The organism is Pseudothauera nasutitermitis, assembly GCF_004801295.1.
GTDB lineage: Bacteria > Pseudomonadota > Gammaproteobacteria > Burkholderiales > Rhodocyclaceae > Pseudothauera > Pseudothauera nasutitermitis.
Window position 1 is genome coordinate 1 of sequence record NZ_SSOC01000001.1, and the last position, 16,635, is coordinate 16,635.

Genomic DNA, 16,635 nt, shown 5'->3' on the forward strand with positions numbered 1-16,635 from the left:
CATCCCGAACAGGACCGTGAAACGAGAACGCGCCGATGATAGTGAGGCTCCCCTCGCGAAAGTAGGTCATCGTCAGACTAACCACATACCAAGCCCGCTTGCTCAGCACAAACAGCAAGCGGGCTTCAGTTCGTCTACGGGCGGGAAAGCAAAACCTACAAAAAATACGTACTCTCACGGGGGCGGCATTTCGTCTCATTGGTTCTTTCCTGGCGGTGCTATCGTCGATGGCATCTTGCGTGGTCCAGGGGAGAAGCTTGATGAAGGTCCAGCCTGTGATTCTGTGCGGTGGGGCTGGCACGCGCCTGTGGCCGATGTCCCGCGATCAGCATCCCAAGCAACTGCTGTCCTTGCTGGGGGAGCGGACCTTGCTGCAGGCTACTGTCGGACGGGTCGAGCCCCTGGGAGCATTGTTGGAAGTCGAACGCTCGCCAATCGTGGTCTGCAATGAGGCCTACCGCTTCATCACTGCGGAGCAGCTACGCCAGGCCGGGGTGCCACAGCCGACGATCCTGCTGGAGCCGGCGGGGCGCAATACCGCACCGGCACTGACTCTCGCGGCGCTTCAAGTGGAGCGACAGGCGGAGGATGCATTGCTGCTGGTGATGCCGGCCGATCATTTGATCGATGATTCGGCTGCCTTTGCCGACGCGGTGCTCCGCGCAGCGGAGTGTGCCGCAGCCGGTGCCGTGCTGACGTTCGGTATTCGCCCTCGCCGGGCCGAGACCGGGTATGGCTATTTGCAGGTAGAGAGGGATGATGGCGGTTCTGGCGTGCCCTTGCCGGTTCTGGCCTTCGTTGAGAAACCGGATGCGCCCACTGCCGAACGCTACATGGAAGACGGCTCTTACCTCTGGAACAGCGGAATCTTCTTGCTGCGCGCCTCGGTGTGGCTGAGGGCGATGGAACGTTTTGCGCCGGACATTCTGGCCCAATGCCGAAAGGCCATTGATGCGGCGCAGGCCGACATGGATTTCATCCGGGTCGCCTCGGATGTGTTCACCGCATGCCGGAGCGAATCGATCGACTATGCGGTGATGGAACGCTTGTCCGGGGATGCGGAAAGCGGTATCGACATCGCCGTTGTGCCCATGGAGGCCGGTTGGTCGGACGTAGGGACCTGGGATGCGCTCTGGGAGGCCGCGCCACGTGATGACGAGGACAACGCGCTGCGGGGCGATGTTCTGGCCCAGGATACGGAAGGCTGCCTGGTGCAGGCCACGCACCGGATGGTGGCCTGCGTGGGAGTTCGCGATTTGATCGTGGTGGAAACGGCCGATGCGGTGCTGGTTGCGCGCCGTGGAAGCGGCCAGGGGCTGCGCGAGGTAGTGGCACGGCTGAAGGCGGAAGGGCGGACGCAGTACGCCGTGCATCGCAAGATCCACCGTCCGTGGGGCTGCTATGACGCCATCGATGCCGGAGAGCGCTTCCAGGTCAAGCACATCATTGTCGAGCCCGGCGCCACGTTGAGTCTGCAGATGCACCATCACCGCGCGGAGCACTGGGTCGTGGTGCGTGGTACGGCCAAGGTGACGCGTGGGGACGAGAGCTTCCTGCTGGCCGAAAACGAGTCCACCTACATTCCCATCGGCGTGCATCATCGGCTGGAAAACCCCGGAAAGCTGCCCTTGGAACTCATCGAGGTACAGTCGGGCAGCTATCTTGGGGAGGACGATATCGTCCGTCTCGAGGACTACTACGGACGCGATTGACCGGGGGCCTGAAAAGAAAAGGGCCGGACGGTGCCGGCCCTTGCGGGTTCAGACTGCTTGGCGAATCACCAGAGTTGCCACCACGGGCGGCTGTCCTTGGGGCCTCCGGACAGATGCACGCTGTTGGGGAAGTTGGCGAGGAGCACGCGATTGGCGTCGTCGCGCAGATCGGTCATGCCGAGCACTTCGTAATTCTTGACCAGCAGATACAGGGCCTCCTCGACAGCCGGCGCATGGGGGTAGTTGGCGATGGCAGCCTGGGCGCGGTTGATCGATGCCACATAGGCGCCACGGCTGTGGTAATAGCGCGCCACATGCACTTCGTGGCTGGCCAGCGAATTCACCAGATAGGTCATGCGCTGCTGGGCATCGGCAGCGTAGCGGCTTTCCGGGTAGCGGGTGACCAGTTCCTTGAAGGTATCGAAGGACTCCTGCGCGCCCTTGGGGTCGCGTTCGGACAGATCCTGATTGGCCAGCGCGCCCAGCAGGCCGAGATCCTCGTTGAAGGTCACCAGCCCCTTCAGGTAATAGGCGTAATCGACATGTGGATGGTTGGGATGCAGGCGGATGAAGCGGTCCACCGCGGCGATGGCCAGCGCAGGTTCGCCGGACTTGAAATAGGCATAGGCGATTTCGATCTGCGCCTGCTGTGCGTAACGCCCGTAGGGGTAGCGTGCCTCGAGTTTTTCGAACAGCTGGATGGCGCGGTCGTACCCGCCTTCCACCATCGAGGATTTTGCCTCGGAGTAGAGTCTCTGGGCGTTCCAGCCGGTCGTCTCATCGACCTGTTCGGGCAGCAGGCCGCAACCGCCGAGCAGCAGGGCGCCGATAACCGCTAAACTTCGCAGGGTGAACCTAGCCATCGAAAACACTCGCGTGAATGAACGCGACGATTATAGCCTAGAGGACGAAGCGTCCTCGCTCTGCCGACTCCGGATTCCGGAGGAATGTGCAGGCCAGCGCCTGGACCAGGCACTGGCCCGTCTGTTCCCTGAGCATTCGCGTAGCCGTCTGCAGGCCTGGCTGAAGGCCGGCCGGGTCATGCTCGACGGTACGCAGCCGGACGCCCGGCATCGCGTCCATGGCGGCGAGCAGTTGGAAATCGACCTTGCGCCGGCGCCGGAGGATCTGGCCATGGCTGCCGAGCCGATTCCGCTCGCGGTGGTGTACGAGGACGACGCCATCCTGGTGATCGACAAACCCGCCGGGCTGGTCGTGCACCCGGGGAGCGGGAACTGGAGCGGGACGCTGCTCAATGCCCTGCTGCATCACGCGCCGTCATTGGGCGCGGTGCCGCGTGCGGGCATCGTGCATCGGCTGGACAAGGATACTTCCGGGCTGCTCGTGGTGGCCAAGACCTTGCCCGCACAGACCGATCTGATCCGCCAGCTCCAGGCGCGCACCGTCAGTCGGCGCTATCTTGCGTTGGTACAGGGGGTTGTCGATCAGGGGGCACGCGTCGATGCGCCCATAGGGCGACATCCCGTGCAGCGTACGCGCATGGCGGTGGTGTCGTCCGGCAAGGAGGCCGCGACGCGCTATCGGGTGCGGGAGCGCTTCAGGCGTTGTACCTTGGTCGAGTGCGAGCTGGAAACGGGCCGCACCCACCAGATTCGGGTACACATGGCGCACGCCGGTTTTCCGCTGGTCGGGGATCCGGTCTACGGTGCGCGGCGCAATACGGGCGATGTGCTGCTCGACGGCTTTCCACGTCAGGCGCTGCACGCCTGGCGGCTGGGGCTCAACCACCCCGTGGGCCGTGTACCGATGTCCTGGGAGTCGGCGCTTCCCGGGGACTTCAGCGCCCTGCTCGCCACCCTGCGCCTGGAGGAGGGCGGGTGAACGCAGAATCCTGGATCGTGCCGGAATGGCCCGCCACGCCGCGCGTCGGCGCGCTTTCCACCACACGCCTGGGCGGGGAGGGGGCGGCGCCGTACGACCGTTTCAATCTGGCGCTGCATGTCGGCGACGATCCGCTCGTCGTCGCCGGTAACCGGGCCTTGCTGCATGCCGCCCTGCCCGCCGAACCGGCGTGGCTGGAGCAGGTGCATGGCGCCGATGTCGTCGATCTGGACTGCTTGCCGGCGGGGGAGAACCCGCCGCCGCGCGTGGATGCCGCCTTGAGCCGCCAGCCGGGTCGGGTGTGCGCAGTGATGACCGCCGACTGCCTGCCGGTACTGTTCCGCGATCTCGACGCCACCGTGGTGGCTGCCGCGCACGCGGGGTGGCGGGGGCTGCATGCCGGGGTGTTGGAGAATACCGTGCGTGCCATGGCAGTGGCTCCCGAGCGCCTGTGTGCATGGCTGGGGCCGGCAATCGGCCCGGCAGCCTTCGAGGTGGGCGATGAGGTTCGGGAAGCCTTCCTGTGTGATACGCCCGCTGCAGTCTCGGCCTTCCAGCCGGGGGAACGGCCGGGCAAATGGCTGGCGGATCTGTACGGATTGGCCCGCCTGCGGTTGGAAGCCGTAGGGGTCCGGCGTCTCTACGGTGGTGGGTTGTGCACGTACACGGACGCCGCACGCTTCTTTTCCTACCGGCGCGATGGTGCGACGGGGCGAATGGTCTCGGTGATCTGGCTGCGTCCGTGAATGCGGGGGGGTGACTATTGATTGCCTGCGGAATCGGCTCTATCGTTGTGGCTCGCCTCCTCGTCGGTCCGCCTGGCGGCCGCCCTGCGGCGCGCCGGCGTGCCGAACAGCCACAGGTACAGGGCCAGCGGAAGGATGCCGCCGAACAGGAAGGTGAGCACGCCGCCCACCGTGCTGGGGTTGGCGATGGCGACGAGGAAGGCCACGTAGAGCCAGGCGATGGCGATGATGTACATGGCTAGATTCTACCCCGCTGGCGATTCCCGCCACGGGAACGGCGGGGCCGGGCCCCGTGTATGCGATACCTCAGGGAGGGGTGATGTCGGATTCCGGTGACAAGTTTTCCACGGCGGCCATGCAGGGCATGCTGCAGTTCGGTCAGACGATGGCGCAGGGCTTCTTCGATGCCTTGGCCCGCCAGCACGCTGCCATGGAGGATTCCAGCGGTTCGGCGGCGCCCAGTCTGCAATTGCCGGACACCGAGGTGTTCGCCGCCTTGCAGAAGGAGCTTGCCGAGAAGCACATGGCGCTGTGGTCGTCGATGCTCGCTCGTACAAAGGACGAGCCCGCCCAAGCAGTGGTGCAGCCGCAGCCGGGCGACCGGCGTTTCAGTGCCCCGGAATGGGCGGAAAGCCCGGTGTTCGATTACGTTCGCCAGGCCTATCTGCTCAATTCCGGCTTCCTGCAGCAGGTCGCGGAGCACATGCCGATCGCCGACGGCCGCGCCAAGTCGCGCATCCAGTTCCTGACCCGGCAGTACGTGGATGCGCTGGCACCCACCAATTTCGCCGCGACCAACCCGGAGTTCATCAAGACCGCAGTGGAAACCAAGGGCGAAAGTATCGCCCGCGGCATCCAGAACATGCTGGCCGACCTGGAAAAGGGGCGTATCTCGATGACCGACGACGCGGCCTTCGAAGTCGGCCGCAATCTCGCGCTCACCCCGGGGTCGGTGATCTACGAAAACGAGTTGATGCAGCTCATCCAGTACGCGCCGCTCACCGACAAGGTGGCCCAGGTACCGCTGCTGATCGTGCCGCCGTGCATCAACAAGTTCTACATCATGGACCTGCAGCCGGAGAACTCGCTGGTCCGCTTCGTCGTCGAGCAGGGCTTCACCGTCTTCCTCGTGTCGTGGAAGAACCCCGGCCAGGCGGAAGCGCGGGCCACCTGGGATGATTATCTGGAGAAGGGGCCGCTGGCCGCGCTGGAGGTGGTGCGGGCGGTCACCAAGGTCGCCAAACCCAACGTGCTGGGTTTCTGCGTCGGCGGCACGCTGCTGACCTCCGCGCTGGCGGTGGCGCGCGCGCGTGGTGAAGACCCCGTGACCAGCCTCACGCTGATGACCACGCTGCTCGATTTCGCCGATGCCGGAGAACTGGGCTGCCTGGTCGACGAGGCCAGCGTCACCGCCCGCGAGGCGGCCATCGGCAAGGGCGGGCTGCTCAAAGGCCAGGAGTTGGCCAATGTATTCTCCGCGCTGCGTGCCAACGATCTGGTCTGGCAGTACGTGGTGGGCAACTACCTGAAGGGCAACACGCCGCAGGCCTTCGACCTGCTGTACTGGAATTCCGACAGCACCAACCTGCCGGGACCCTTCCTTACCTGGTATCTGCGCAACATGTACTTGGAGAACAACCTGCGCGTGCCGGGGCGTCTGAAGATGCTGGGCGCGAAGGTGGATCTGGGCAAGGTGGAGGTGCCGGCCTACGTCATGGCGGCCCGCGAGGACCACATCGTGCCGTGGAAGAGCGCCTACCTGTCACGCAATCTGCTGGGCGGCGAAACCACCTTCGTGCTGGGCGCCAGCGGCCATATCGCCGGCGCGATCAACCCGGCGGGCAAGAACCGGCGCAGCTATTGGATCAGCGAGGCGGGCGCGAGCGATCCGGATGAGTGGCTGGAAGGCGCAACCGAGCAGCCGGGCAGCTGGTGGCGGCACTGGGCCGAATGGCTGCGCGCGTTTGGCGGCAAGCAGGTCGCCGCGCGTGGCCGCATGGGCAATGCGAAGTACAAGCCGATCGAGCCCGCGCCGGGCCGTTATGTGAAGGAAAGGGCCTGACACAGAGCGGTCGCCGCAAGATCTCCAAGAACAAGACGGCAGCGGTGGCGGGAAACCGGCGGGACGCCACCGCATGAATTGCGAATCCCCCGGAGAGACTGCAAGGGAGGAGAAGACATGACCAGAGTTGCACTCGTGACCGGCGGCATGGGTGGTCTGGGCGAAGCGATCTGCATCAAGCTCGCGGCGCTCGGCTATCGCGTGGTGACCACCCATTCGCCCGGCAACGGCAAGGCCGCGGAATGGCTGCAGACCATGAACAACATGGGCTACGGCTTCAAGGGCTATTCCTGCGACGTGGCGGATTTCGATGCCTGCACGGCCTGCGTCGAGCAGGTGAGCGCCGAGGTGGGGCCCGTGGATGTGCTGGTCAACAACGCCGGCATCACCCGCGACATGACCTTCAAGAAGATGACCAAGGCGGACTGGGACGCGGTGATCGGCACCAACCTGGACAGCGTGTTCAACATGACCAAGCAGGTCATGGAGGGCATGGTGGCGCGGCGCTGGGGCCGGGTGATCAACGTCTCGTCGGTGAACGGGCAGAAAGGCGCCTTCGGGCAGACCAACTACTCCGCCGCAAAGGCCGGCATGCACGGCTTCACCAAGGCGCTGGCGCTGGAAGTGGCGCGCAGCGGGGTGACCGTGAACACCATCTCGCCGGGCTACATCGGTACCAAGATGGTCATGGCCATTCCGCAGGAGATCCTCGACTCCAAGATCCTGCCGCAGATTCCGGTGGGCCGCCTGGGCAAGCCCGAGGAAATCGCCGGCCTGGTGGCCTATCTGGCATCGGAAGAAGCGGCCTTCGTCACCGGCGCCAACATCTCCATCAACGGCGGCCAGCATATGTTCTGAACCTGCCAGGGTTCCATGGCGAATGCACGCGCCCTCCGGGGCGCGTGTTTTTTGCCGCCGGGCCGCCCCAAGGCAAAAAACGCCCCCCCGGGGGGCAGCGACCCGCGCAGCGGTGGAGCGTGGGGTTTTTTTGCGATGCAGCATCCGTCATCCAAAACCGTTTATAATCGCCGGCGCGGTGGCTTGCGCAGCGCCGCAGCGTGTCATCGAAAGGGCGGTTCGCGCCGTGCGCTCCGGCCCCTCTTCAACCGAACTGCAGCAAAAGGACTTGAAAATGACTCAGAAAGTCGCGCTCGTCACCGGTGCCATGGGTGGCCTCGGTACCGCCATCAGCCAGTCGCTGGCCAAGGAAGGCTACAAGGTGGTGGCCAACTGTCTGCCGGGCTTCCCGCAGAAGGATGAGTGGCTGGCCCAGCAGAAGGCCGCCGGTTTCGATTTCGTCGCCGCCGAAGGCGACGTGTCCGACTACGAATCCTGCAAGAACATGGTTGCCAAGATCGAAGCCGAAGTCGGCCCGATCGACGTGCTGGTGAACAACGCCGGCATCACCCGCGACAAGTTCTTCCCCAAGATGGAAAAGGCGCAGTGGGACGCGGTGATCAGCACCAACCTGAACAGCCTGTTCAACGTCACCCATCACATCTCCGCGAAGATGGCCGAGCGCGGCTGGGGCCGCATCATCAACATCTCCTCGGTCAACGGCGTCAAGGGCCAGGCCGGGCAGACCAACTACTCCACCGCCAAGGCTGGCGTGCTGGGCTTCACCAAGGCGCTGGCGGCCGAACTGGCCACCAAGGGCGTTACCGTGAACGCCATCGCCCCGGGCTACATCGGCACCGACATGGTCATGGCCATCCGCGACGACATCCGCCAGGCGATCATCGACACCGTGCCGATGAAGCGTCTCGGCAAGCCGGAAGAAATCGGCGCGCTGTGCGCCTACCTGGCCTCCGATCTGGCCGGCTACGTGACCGGCGCGACCATCAACATCAATGGCGGCCTGCACATGTGCTGATGCGGTCGTGGCCGTGCATGCCACCCGTGAATCAACCCCGTCCCGCGACGGGGTTTTTTATTGCGCGGCGCGGTATAATTTCGCACCATGAGAGTGCGGTCGAACCGCCGCCGAGGAGATGACCGAAAATGGCCGAACAAGTGCGCCTGATCAAGAAATATCCGAATCGCCGCCTGTATGACACCCGTACCAGTTCCTACATCACGCTGGCTGATGTGAAGGAGCTCGTGCTGGGCAGCGAGGAATTCCAGGTGGTCGATGCGAAGTCCGGCGAGGACCTCACGCGCAGCATCCTGCTGCAGATCATCCTCGAGGAAGAGGCAGGCGGCGCGCCCATGTTCACCAGCGACCTGCTCGCCCAGATGATCCGTTTCTACGGCAACGCCATGCAGGGCATGCTCGGCAAGTACCTGGAAAACAACATCAAGGCCTTCACCGACATGCAGGCCAAGCTGCAGGAGCAGGCGCGCGCGATCTACGGTGAGAACAGCCCGATCAACAAGGATTTGTGGACCCAGTTCCTCAACTTCCAGGGGCCGGCCATGCAGAGCATGATGGGCGCCTACGTGGAACAGAGCAAGAAGATGTTCCAGCAGATGCAGGACCAGATCGAAAGCCAGACCCGCAACATCTTCACGGGATTCCAGTTCCCCCCCTATACCAGCAAGACCGGTCAGGACGAGCAGGCCGAAGAAGCCTCCTCCACCGGCAAGGGCCGCAGCGGCAATTCCTGACGCCGCCGGCCACGGGCGCCGCCCGGGAGGGGGCGTGCGCCTTCCCGGAGTTTCCCCCGACAGCATGAACAAACAGACCATCCGGGACGTGCCGCGCGTCGGCTTCGTCTCTCTCGGTTGCCCGAAGGCGACCTCCGATTCCGAACACATCCTCACCCGCCTGCGTGCCGAGGGCTACGAGATCTCCGGCAGTTATGACGCCGCCGATCTGGTGGTGGTGAATACCTGTGGCTTCATCGACGCGGCCGTCGAAGAATCGCTCGACGCCATCGGCGAGGCGCTCACCGAGAACGGCCGGGTGATCGTCACCGGCTGTCTGGGCGCCAAGGACGACGTGGTGCGGGCCGCCCATCCGCAGGTGCTCGCAGTGACCGGCCCGCACGCCACCGAGGAGGTCATGCGCGCGGTGCACCAGCACCTGCCCAAGCCGCACGACCCCTTCGTCGATCTGGTGCCGCCGCAGGGTGTGCGCCTGACCCCGCCGCACTATGCCTACCTGAAAATCTCGGAAGGCTGTAACCACCGCTGTACGTTCTGCATCATCCCGTCGATGCGCGGCGATCTGCTCAGCCGGCCCATCCACGACGTCATGCGCGAGGCCGAGGCGCTGGTGGACTCGGGTGTGCGGGAAATCCTGGTGATCTCGCAGGACACCAGCGCCTACGGCGTGGATGTGAAGTACCGCACCGGCTTCTGGGGCGGCAAGCCGCTCAAGACCCGCCTGCTGGACCTGGCCAACGCACTGGGCGAACTGGGCGTGTGGATCCGCATGCACTACGTCTATCCCTACCCCAGCGTGGATGAGTTGATCCCGCTGATGGCCGAGGGCAAGATCCTGCCTTACTTGGACGTGCCCTTCCAGCACGCCAGCCCGCGCATCCTCAAGGCCATGAAGCGCCCGGCCAACGCCGAGAACGTGCTGGAGCGCGTGCGCAAGTGGCGCAGCATCTGTCCGGAGCTGACCATCCGGTCGACCTTCATCACCGGCTTCCCCGGCGAAACCGAAGAGGATTTCGAACTGCTGCTCAACTTCCTGGAAGAGGCGCAGCTCGACCGTGTCGGGGCCTTTGCCTATTCTCCGGTGGAAGGTGCGGCGGCCAACGATCTGGCCGAGCCGGTGCCCGACGATGTGCGCGAGGAGCGCCGCATGCGCCTGATGGCTTTCCAGGAAGACATTTCCACCCAGCGCCTGGAAGCGCGCATCGGCAGCGAAATGACCGTATTGGTCGACGACGTGGATGAGGAGGGCGCGCTGGCGCGCTCGCCCGGCGATGCGCCGGAGATCGACGGCCTGGTCATCGTGCCCGATGGCGACGGGCTGGAACCCGGTGATTTCGTGCGTGTGCGCATCACCGACTGTGACGTGCACGACCTCTACGCCGAGCGTCTCGACTAGAATCTTCCCATGCTCGATCTTGCCCACCTCCCGCGCAAGGAACACGGACCGATCATCGGCCTGGCGCTGGGTGGCGGTGCCGCGCGCGGCTGGGCCCATCTGGGCGTGCTGCGCGCGCTGCGCGCGGAAGGCGTGGAGCCCGATGTGGTGTGTGGCTGCTCCATCGGCGCGCTGGTCGGGGCCGCGTACGCTTCCGGCAAGCTCGACGAAATGACCGCGTGGACCGAGGCGCTCGACTGGCAGGGCGTCGTCGGCATGCTAGACATCAGCCTGAAAGGCGGGCTGGTGCGCGGCGACCGGGTCATGCAGTACTGTGCCAAGAATTTCATCGCTGAAAGCTTCACCGACCTGCGCCTGCCCTTCGCCTGCGTCGCCACCGAATTGTCCAGCGGGCGGGAGATCTGGCTGCGCGAAGGCAACGTGGCCGATGCGGTGCGCGCCTCGATCGCCCTGCCGGGGCTGATCGCTCCCGCGCTGCGCGAAGGCCGCGTGCTGGTCGATGGCGGCCTGGTCAACCCGGTGCCGGTGTCGCTGTGCCGCGCCATGGGCGCGGAGCTGGTGATCGCGGTGGACCTGGGCTCCGATCTGGTCGGCCGTCCGCTCAAGCGCAGGCCCAAGTCCAAGCAGGAGCCGCCCGCCGACGGCTGGACCCAGCGCCTGCTGGCGATGGCCGGGCTGGGCAATGGCAATGCGCAGAATGTCGATGAAGAGGCCAATCTGCCGTCGCTCGCGGCCATCCTCACCGGCAGCATCAACATCATGCAGATGCGCATCGCACGCAGCCGCCTGGCCGGAGAACCCGCCGACATGATGATCACCCCCAGAGTGGCGCAGCTCGGCATCATGGACTTCGACCACGCGGCCGAAGCCATTGCGGAAGGCGAGGCGGCCGTGGAGCGTGCGCGGCCCATGCTGCACCATCTGTTCGGCAGGGAACACGGATGAATGCCGATGCGCAGCTGCTGGCCGCCCTGGCCGGCGTGGTCGGCGCGCCCAACGTATTGAGTGCGGCCGGCGATCTGGCGCCCTATGTGAATGACTGGCGAGGCCGCTACAGCGGCCGCGCATGCGCCGTGGTGCGCCCGGGGAGTGCGGCGGAAGTCGCCGAGGTGGTGCGTCGATGCGCCGCGGCCGGCGTGCCGCTGGTGCCGCAGGGTGGCAATACGGGGTTGTGTGGGGGGGCCACGCCGGCGGACGACGGCCGGGCCGTGCTGATCAGCTTGTCACGCTTGCAGCGCATCCGCGCGGTCGATCCCGACAACAACACCCTGGTGGCGGAAGCCGGCTGCACCCTGGCGGCCGTGCATGAAGCGGCCGAGCGGGTCGGCAGGCTGTTCCCCCTGTCGCTGGCCGCCGAGGGCAGTTGCCAGATCGGCGGCAATCTGTCCACCAATGCCGGCGGGGTGCATGTGCTGCGCTACGGCAACATGCGCGAACTCACCCTCGGGCTGGAAGTGGTACTGCCCGACGGCCGCCTGTGGGACGGCCTGCGCGGTCTGCGCAAGGACAATACCGGCTACGATCTGAAGCAGCTGTTCATCGGCGCGGAAGGCACGCTGGGCATCATCACCGCCGCCGTATTGAAGCTGTTTCCGCTGCCCCGCGCGCAGGCGGTGGCCTGGGTCGCCACGGCTGATCCGGCCACGGCGGTGAGCCTGCTGGGTTTTCTGCGCGATCGCCTCGGCGAGCGCCTGAGCGCCTTCGAACTGATCGGTCGCGCGGCGCTGGATCTGGTGCTCGAGCACATCCCCGGCGCCCGCCCGCCACTGGCCGAAGTGCCGGAATGGTCGGTGCTGATCGAATTGGGCGATCCGGATGCTGGAGTCCGGCTGGACGAACTGCTGGAGCAGGCCCTCGCCGATGCGTTGGAGGCCGGTTTGATCGCCGATGCCGTGGTGGCCGCCAGCCTGGCGCAGCGTGCCGCCTTGTGGGCGTTGCGTGAAAATGCCTCGGAAGCGCAGAAAATTGAAGGCGTCAGCATCAAGCACGACATCGCGGTACCGGTCGGGCGCATCCCGGTCTTCCTCGAACGTGCCGGCGAAGCCTTGCGCCAGGTCTGGCCCGGGGTGCGCATCGTCGCCTTCGGGCATCTCGGCGATGGTAATCTGCACTACAACCTGTCGCATGGGCGGGAGGCAGAAAACACCGCCTTTATCGCCCGCGGCGGCGAAGTGAACCGCATCGTCCACGACCTTGTGGATGCACTCGGCGGCTCCATTTCTGCGGAGCACGGCATCGGCCAGTTGAAACGCGGTGAACTGCAGCGCTACAAGTCGGCCGTGGAGCTCGATATGATGCGCGCGCTCAAGCAGGCGCTCGATCCGCAGGGCCTGATGAACCCCGGCAAGGTGCTCTGAGCGGAAACGCAAAAAAGCGCGCCGGGGCGCTTTACACGGCCCTGGGCTGTTCATATAATGCGCGCTCTTTCGCGGTCGGGGGTATAGCTCAGCTGGGAGAGCGCTTGCATGGCATGCAAGAGGTCAGCGGTTCGATCCCGCTTACCTCCACCAGTCCGAAAGAACAGGTCCCCATCGTCTAGAGGCCTAGGACACCGCCCTTTCACGGCGATAACCGGGGTTCGAATCCCCGTGGGGACGCCAGAACATGGCGAGCCTGCGATGAGCAGGCAAGCAAACCGGCAGCGATGCCGGGCAGGTCAGCGCGGAGTGGTAGTTCAGTTGGTTAGAATACCGGCCTGTCACGCCGGGGGTCGCGGGTTCGAGTCCCGTCCACTCCGCCACGTAGTACCCGTGAAGTCGGCATGATTCGCGGTTCCGGACGAAGATGAAATCCGGAAGAGCTTGCGGTGGCATCGACCGCTTGCTATAATCTTCGACTCTGTTGGGGGTATAGCTCAGCTGGGAGAGCGCTTGCATGGCATGCAAGAGGTCAGCGGTTCGATCCCGCTTACCTCCACCAACACTAGGTCCCCATCGTCTAGAGGCCTAGGACACCGCCCTTTCACGGCGATAACCGGGGTTCGAATCCCCGTGGGGACGCCAGAACATGGCGAACCTGCGAAAGCAGGCAAGCAGACCGGCAGCGATGCCGGGCAGGTCAGCGCGGAGTGGTAGTTCAGTCGGTTAGAATACCGGCCTGTCACGCCGGGGGTCGCGGGTTCGAGTCCCGTCCACTCCGCCACCAAGTAGAACGGGAAGCCTTCTGGCTTCCCGTTTTGCTTTTGTGCGCCGTCATCGCATGCGTCTCCCTGTGCTGGTTCCGCCTGTAAGTTCTGCCTCCTGTGGCGGGCTTCGTTGTCGTTACCTGGATTTCAGGGCTGGCGTGCTTAAGGCGAGTTGCGCTACATTGCCGTCCATACGTAACGGTATGGTGGTGCATGCCGGGGCGTCTTGAATTCGTCACAGGGGAGAGAAGCGAGATGGCAATCCAGAAAATCGGCGTGATCGGCGCGGGCACCATGGGCAACGGTATCGCCCAGGCATTCGCGGTGGCGGGCTACCAGGTGGTGATGACCGACGTGGCCGAGGCGGCCCTGCAGCGTGGCGTGGCCACGGTGAGCGGCAGCCTGGACCGCCTGATCAAGAAGGAAAAGATGACTGCCGCCGAGAAGGACGCGGCGCTCGCGCTGATTTCCACGTCCACGGATCTCGCGGCCGTGGCCGGTTGCGATCTGGTGATCGAGGCGGCGACCGAGAATCTCGAACTGAAGCTGAAGATCTTCGCCCAGCTCGACGCCGCACTGCAGCCGGGGGCGATCATCGCCACCAACACTTCGTCGATCTCGGTGACCAAGCTGGCGGCGGCCACCGGGCGTGCGGACCGGGTGATCGGCATGCATTTCTTCAATCCGGTGCCGCTGATGGCGCTGGTCGAGCTGATTCGTGGCCTGCAGACCTCCGATGAAACCTATGCGGAAGTCGAGGCAGTGTCGCGCGCGGTGGGCAAGACGCCGGTGCAGGTGAAGAACAGCCCGGGCTTTGTGGTGAACCGCATGCTGTGCCCGATGATCAACGAGGCGATCTTCACGCTGGGCGAGGGGCTGGCCACTGCGGCGGAGATCGACGAAGCGATGAAGCTGGGCTGCAACCATCCGATCGGCCCGCTGGCCTTGTGCGACCTGATCGGCCTGGACGTGCAGCTTGCGGTGATGCAGGTGCTGTTCGAGGGCTTCAAGGATCCCAAGTATCGTCCGGCGCCGCTGCTGGTGGAAATGGTCGAGGCGGGCTACCTGGGCCGCAAGACCGGCCGAGGTTTCTTCGACTACTCGAAGTAGGCGCCGGCGAGCGGAAAACGAAAAAGCCACCCGCGGGTGGCTTTTTCATTGGACGCCCGGGCGGGGCGTTCAGCGGCCGGAGCGCATCGCGTCGAAGAACTCCGCGTTGCTCTTGGTGGCCTTGACCTTGTCGAGCAGGAATTCCATCGCGTCGATGTCGTCCATGCCGTACAGCAGCTTGCGCAGAATCCACACCTTTTGCAGCACGTCGGACTTCATCAGCAGCTCTTCGCGGCGGGTGCCGGAGCGGTTGACGTTGATCGCCGGATAGACGCGTTTCTCGGCCATGCGGCGGTCGAGGTGGAGCTCCATGTTGCCGGTGCCCTTGAATTCCTCGTAGATCACATCGTCCATGCGGCTGCCGGTGTCGATCAGCGTGGTGGCGATGATGGTCAGCGAGCCGCCTTCCTCGATGTTGCGCGCCGCGCCGAAGAAGCGCTTGGGCTTCTGCAGGGCGTTGGCGTCCACGCCGCCGGTGAGCACCTTGCCGGAGGCCGGCTGCACGGTGTTGTAGGCGCGCGCCAGGCGGGTGAGCGAGTCGAGCAGGATCACCACGTCGCACTTGTGCTCGACCAGGCGCTTGGCCTTTTCGATGACCATCTCGGCGACCTGCACGTGGCGGGTGGCCGGCTCGTCGAAGGTGGAGGCGACGACCTCGCCCTTCACCGAGCGCTGCATTTCGGTCACTTCTTCCGGGCGTTCGTCGATCAGCAGCACGATCAGCGTGACGTCCGGGTGATTGGCCGTGATGGCGTGGGCGATGTGCTGCAGCATGACCGTCTTGCCGCTCTTCGGCGGTGCCACCAGCAGGCCGCGCTGGCCCTTGCCGATGGGGGCGATCATGTCGATGATGCGGCTGGTGACGTTTTCCTCGCCGCGCATGTCGCGTTCGAGCTTCAGGCACTCCTGCGGGTGCAGCGGCGTGAGGTTCTCGAACAGGATCTTGTGCTTGCACTCTTCCGGCGGGCGGCCGTTGATCTTGTCCAGCTTCACCAGCGCGAAATAGCGCTCGCCATCCTTGGGCGTGCGAATCTCGCCCTCGATGGTGTCGCCGGTGTGCAGGTTGAAGCGGCGGATCTGCGAGGGCGACACGTAGATGTCGTCGGTGCCGGCCAGATACGAAGCTTCCGGCGAACGCAGGAAGCCGAAACCGTCGGGCAGTACCTCCAGGGCGCCGTCGCCGTAGATCGGCTCGCCTTTCTTGGCGCGGTTTTTCAGCAGCGCGAATACCAGTTCCTGCTTGCGCAGGCGGTTGGCGCCTTCGATTTCATTGGCGACGGCCATCTCCAGCAGTTCGCTGACGTGGAGGGCCTTGAGCTCCGATAGATGCATGGCAGCGGACGGGTTCGAGACGTCGGTGGAAGAGTCGATTGCCGGAGAGGGCAGAGGAGGGGGTGTTTCACGGCGCCGCGTGGTGCGGCGAACGGGGCGGGGGGCGCCGTCGGCGGTGGCCGGAGCAAGCTCCGGCTCCAGGTTAGAGATTGCTGTCAATGAATGCCGTCAGTTGAGATTTGGACAGGGCGCCGACCTTGGTGGCTTCCACATTGCCGCCCTTGAACAGCATCAGCGTGGGGATGCCACGAATGCCGAACTTGGCGGGGGTGTCCTGGTTTTCGTCGATGTTGAGTTTGGCAACCTTGAGTTTGCCGGCGTATTCCTTGGCGACTTCGTCAAGGATCGGGGCGATCATCTTGCACGGACCGCACCATTCGGCCCAGTAGTCCACGAGTACGGGCGTGGACGACCGCAGCACTTCGGACTCGAAGCTAGCGTCGGTCACGTAATGGATATGCTCGCTCATGATTCCTCACGTCAGGGGGCTGTGTTGCTGAATCGGGTCGGAGATCGGGGCCGGAGCGGCCCGTCGGGGCAAGGCCGGGAATCCGGTCTTGCTTGAGAATTTTGCGAAAGTTATGCGAACCCGGGGCCGGCGTCAAGAAAATATGGGGGTTTGGCGCGTGCGCCGTCGCCTGGCGTGGCGAAAATGGGATGCGCTGGACTATATTGAAGGCCCGGCCGCGCCCTGAAGTGCGTTG

The 16,635-nt window shown here is 64.9% G+C and carries 15 protein-coding genes and 6 tRNA genes; 17 read left to right on the top strand and 4 right to left on the bottom strand.

The features are described from left to right. Nucleotides 1-260: 260 nt before the first annotated feature. The gene (locus E6C76_RS00005) at nucleotides 261-1,712 is read left to right on the top strand and encodes a mannose-1-phosphate guanylyltransferase/mannose-6-phosphate isomerase (RefSeq protein ID WP_136346230.1); all 1,452 of its coding nucleotides are present in this window, start codon (nucleotides 261-263) and stop codon (nucleotides 1,710-1,712) included. Between the two features lie 65 nt (nucleotides 1,713-1,777). Here the strand turns inward: E6C76_RS00005 and E6C76_RS00010 are convergent, their stop codons facing one another. Continuing rightward, complete coding sequence (locus E6C76_RS00010) at nucleotides 1,778-2,575, bottom strand: outer membrane protein assembly factor BamD (protein WP_136346231.1); 798 nt, start codon at nucleotides 2,573-2,575, stop codon at nucleotides 1,778-1,780. Nucleotides 2,576-2,588: 13 nt separating this feature from the next. Between E6C76_RS00010 and rluD the strand changes: the two genes are divergently transcribed. Together rluD and pgeF are read left to right on the top strand one after the other, a co-directional pair. After that, nucleotides 2,589-3,554, top strand: coding sequence for a 23S rRNA pseudouridine(1911/1915/1917) synthase RluD (gene rluD / locus E6C76_RS00015; RefSeq protein ID WP_230976112.1), 966 nt, complete (start codon nucleotides 2,589-2,591; stop codon nucleotides 3,552-3,554). Then, nucleotides 3,551-4,300, top strand: a complete 750-nt coding sequence (pgeF, locus tag E6C76_RS00020) for a peptidoglycan editing factor PgeF (RefSeq protein ID WP_136346233.1) — start codon at nucleotides 3,551-3,553, stop codon at nucleotides 4,298-4,300. The genes rluD and pgeF overlap by 4 nt, the downstream gene beginning before the upstream one ends. 14 nt (nucleotides 4,301-4,314) lie before the next feature. Here the strand turns inward: pgeF and E6C76_RS00025 are convergent, their stop codons facing one another. Further along, nucleotides 4,315-4,536, bottom strand: a complete 222-nt coding sequence (locus tag E6C76_RS00025; protein ID WP_136346234.1) for a hypothetical protein — start codon at nucleotides 4,534-4,536, stop codon at nucleotides 4,315-4,317. Between the two features lie 83 nt (nucleotides 4,537-4,619). Between E6C76_RS00025 and E6C76_RS00030 the strand changes: the two genes are divergently transcribed. From E6C76_RS00030 to E6C76_RS00100, 14 genes are all read left to right on the top strand, one after another. Beyond that, nucleotides 4,620-6,362, top strand: coding sequence for a PHA/PHB synthase family protein (locus tag E6C76_RS00030; protein ID WP_136346235.1), 1,743 nt, complete (start codon nucleotides 4,620-4,622; stop codon nucleotides 6,360-6,362). Nucleotides 6,363-6,479: 117 nt separating this feature from the next. Further along, the gene (gene phbB, locus E6C76_RS00035; RefSeq protein WP_136346236.1) at nucleotides 6,480-7,220 is read left to right on the top strand and encodes an acetoacetyl-CoA reductase; all 741 of its coding nucleotides are present in this window, start codon (nucleotides 6,480-6,482) and stop codon (nucleotides 7,218-7,220) included. Between the two features lie 274 nt (nucleotides 7,221-7,494). Further along, entirely contained in the window at nucleotides 7,495-8,235 is a 741-nt protein-coding gene (gene phbB, locus E6C76_RS00045) for a beta-ketoacyl-ACP reductase (RefSeq protein ID WP_136346238.1), read from the top strand. A gap of 128 nt (nucleotides 8,236-8,363) precedes the next feature. Continuing rightward, on the top strand, nucleotides 8,364-8,969 hold the full coding sequence (gene phaR / locus E6C76_RS00050) for a polyhydroxyalkanoate synthesis repressor PhaR (RefSeq protein WP_136346239.1): 606 nt from the start codon (nucleotides 8,364-8,366) through the stop codon (nucleotides 8,967-8,969). A 64-nt stretch (nucleotides 8,970-9,033) separates the two neighbouring features. Continuing rightward, entirely contained in the window at nucleotides 9,034-10,365 is a 1,332-nt protein-coding gene (rimO, locus tag E6C76_RS00055; RefSeq protein WP_136346240.1) for a 30S ribosomal protein S12 methylthiotransferase RimO, read from the top strand. A 9-nt stretch (nucleotides 10,366-10,374) separates the two neighbouring features. Next, entirely contained in the window at nucleotides 10,375-11,310 is a 936-nt protein-coding gene (gene rssA, locus E6C76_RS00060; protein WP_136346241.1) for a patatin-like phospholipase RssA, read from the top strand. Further along, the gene (locus tag E6C76_RS00065; RefSeq protein WP_136346242.1) at nucleotides 11,307-12,722 is read left to right on the top strand and encodes an FAD-binding oxidoreductase; all 1,416 of its coding nucleotides are present in this window, start codon (nucleotides 11,307-11,309) and stop codon (nucleotides 12,720-12,722) included. Before rssA ends, E6C76_RS00065 begins: the two co-directional genes overlap by 4 nt. A 77-nt stretch (nucleotides 12,723-12,799) precedes the next feature. Beyond that, nucleotides 12,800-12,875: transfer RNA gene (locus E6C76_RS00070), tRNA-Ala, on the top strand. Between the two features lie 14 nt (nucleotides 12,876-12,889). Next, nucleotides 12,890-12,965 (top strand) — tRNA-Glu (locus tag E6C76_RS00075). Between the two features lie 63 nt (nucleotides 12,966-13,028). Further along, a tRNA-Asp gene (locus tag E6C76_RS00080) sits at nucleotides 13,029-13,105 on the top strand. A gap of 103 nt (nucleotides 13,106-13,208) precedes the next feature. After that, nucleotides 13,209-13,284: transfer RNA gene (locus tag E6C76_RS00085), tRNA-Ala, on the top strand. Nucleotides 13,285-13,291: 7 nt separating this feature from the next. Continuing rightward, a tRNA-Glu gene (locus E6C76_RS00090) sits at nucleotides 13,292-13,367 on the top strand. 62 nt (nucleotides 13,368-13,429) lie between these two features. After that, nucleotides 13,430-13,506, top strand: a tRNA-Asp gene (locus E6C76_RS00095). Between the two features lie 238 nt (nucleotides 13,507-13,744). Further along, complete coding sequence (locus tag E6C76_RS00100; RefSeq protein ID WP_136346243.1) at nucleotides 13,745-14,599, top strand: 3-hydroxybutyryl-CoA dehydrogenase; 855 nt, start codon at nucleotides 13,745-13,747, stop codon at nucleotides 14,597-14,599. A gap of 69 nt (nucleotides 14,600-14,668) precedes the next feature. On the opposite strand, the gene rho is transcribed toward E6C76_RS00100, so the two are convergent. Next, nucleotides 14,669-15,931: a transcription termination factor Rho gene (gene rho, locus E6C76_RS00105; protein ID WP_136346244.1), complete on the bottom strand. Its 1,263-nt coding sequence runs from the start codon at nucleotides 15,929-15,931 to the stop codon at nucleotides 14,669-14,671. Between the two features lie 142 nt (nucleotides 15,932-16,073). Next, nucleotides 16,074-16,400 carry a thioredoxin TrxA gene (trxA, locus tag E6C76_RS00110; RefSeq protein ID WP_136346245.1) on the bottom strand — a complete coding sequence of 109 codons (327 nt, stop codon included), beginning with the start codon at nucleotides 16,398-16,400 and terminating at the stop codon, nucleotides 16,074-16,076. Nucleotides 16,401-16,635 lie beyond the last annotated feature (235 nt).

Coding starts and splice junctions, on each gene's coding strand:
- rho (WP_136346244.1), bottom strand. CDS start 15,931: ATGCATCTATCGGAGCTCAAGGCCCTCCACGTCAGCGAACTGCTGGAG.
- E6C76_RS00025 (WP_136346234.1), bottom strand. CDS start 4,536: ATGTACATCATCGCCATCGCCTGGCTCTACGTGGCCTTCCTCGTCGCC.
- rimO (WP_136346240.1), top strand. CDS start 9,034: ATGAACAAACAGACCATCCGGGACGTGCCGCGCGTCGGCTTCGTCTCT.
- phbB (WP_136346236.1), top strand. CDS start 6,480: ATGACCAGAGTTGCACTCGTGACCGGCGGCATGGGTGGTCTGGGCGAA.
- phbB (WP_136346238.1), top strand. CDS start 7,495: ATGACTCAGAAAGTCGCGCTCGTCACCGGTGCCATGGGTGGCCTCGGT.
- E6C76_RS00010 (WP_136346231.1), bottom strand. CDS start 2,575: ATGGCTAGGTTCACCCTGCGAAGTTTAGCGGTTATCGGCGCCCTGCTG.
- rssA (WP_136346241.1), top strand. CDS start 10,375: ATGCTCGATCTTGCCCACCTCCCGCGCAAGGAACACGGACCGATCATC.
- phaR (WP_136346239.1), top strand. CDS start 8,364: ATGGCCGAACAAGTGCGCCTGATCAAGAAATATCCGAATCGCCGCCTG.
- trxA (WP_136346245.1), bottom strand. CDS start 16,400: ATGAGCGAGCATATCCATTACGTGACCGACGCTAGCTTCGAGTCCGAA.
- E6C76_RS00065 (WP_136346242.1), top strand. CDS start 11,307: ATGAATGCCGATGCGCAGCTGCTGGCCGCCCTGGCCGGCGTGGTCGGC.
- E6C76_RS00005 (WP_136346230.1), top strand. CDS start 261: ATGAAGGTCCAGCCTGTGATTCTGTGCGGTGGGGCTGGCACGCGCCTG.
- E6C76_RS00030 (WP_136346235.1), top strand. CDS start 4,620: ATGTCGGATTCCGGTGACAAGTTTTCCACGGCGGCCATGCAGGGCATG.
- E6C76_RS00100 (WP_136346243.1), top strand. CDS start 13,745: ATGGCAATCCAGAAAATCGGCGTGATCGGCGCGGGCACCATGGGCAAC.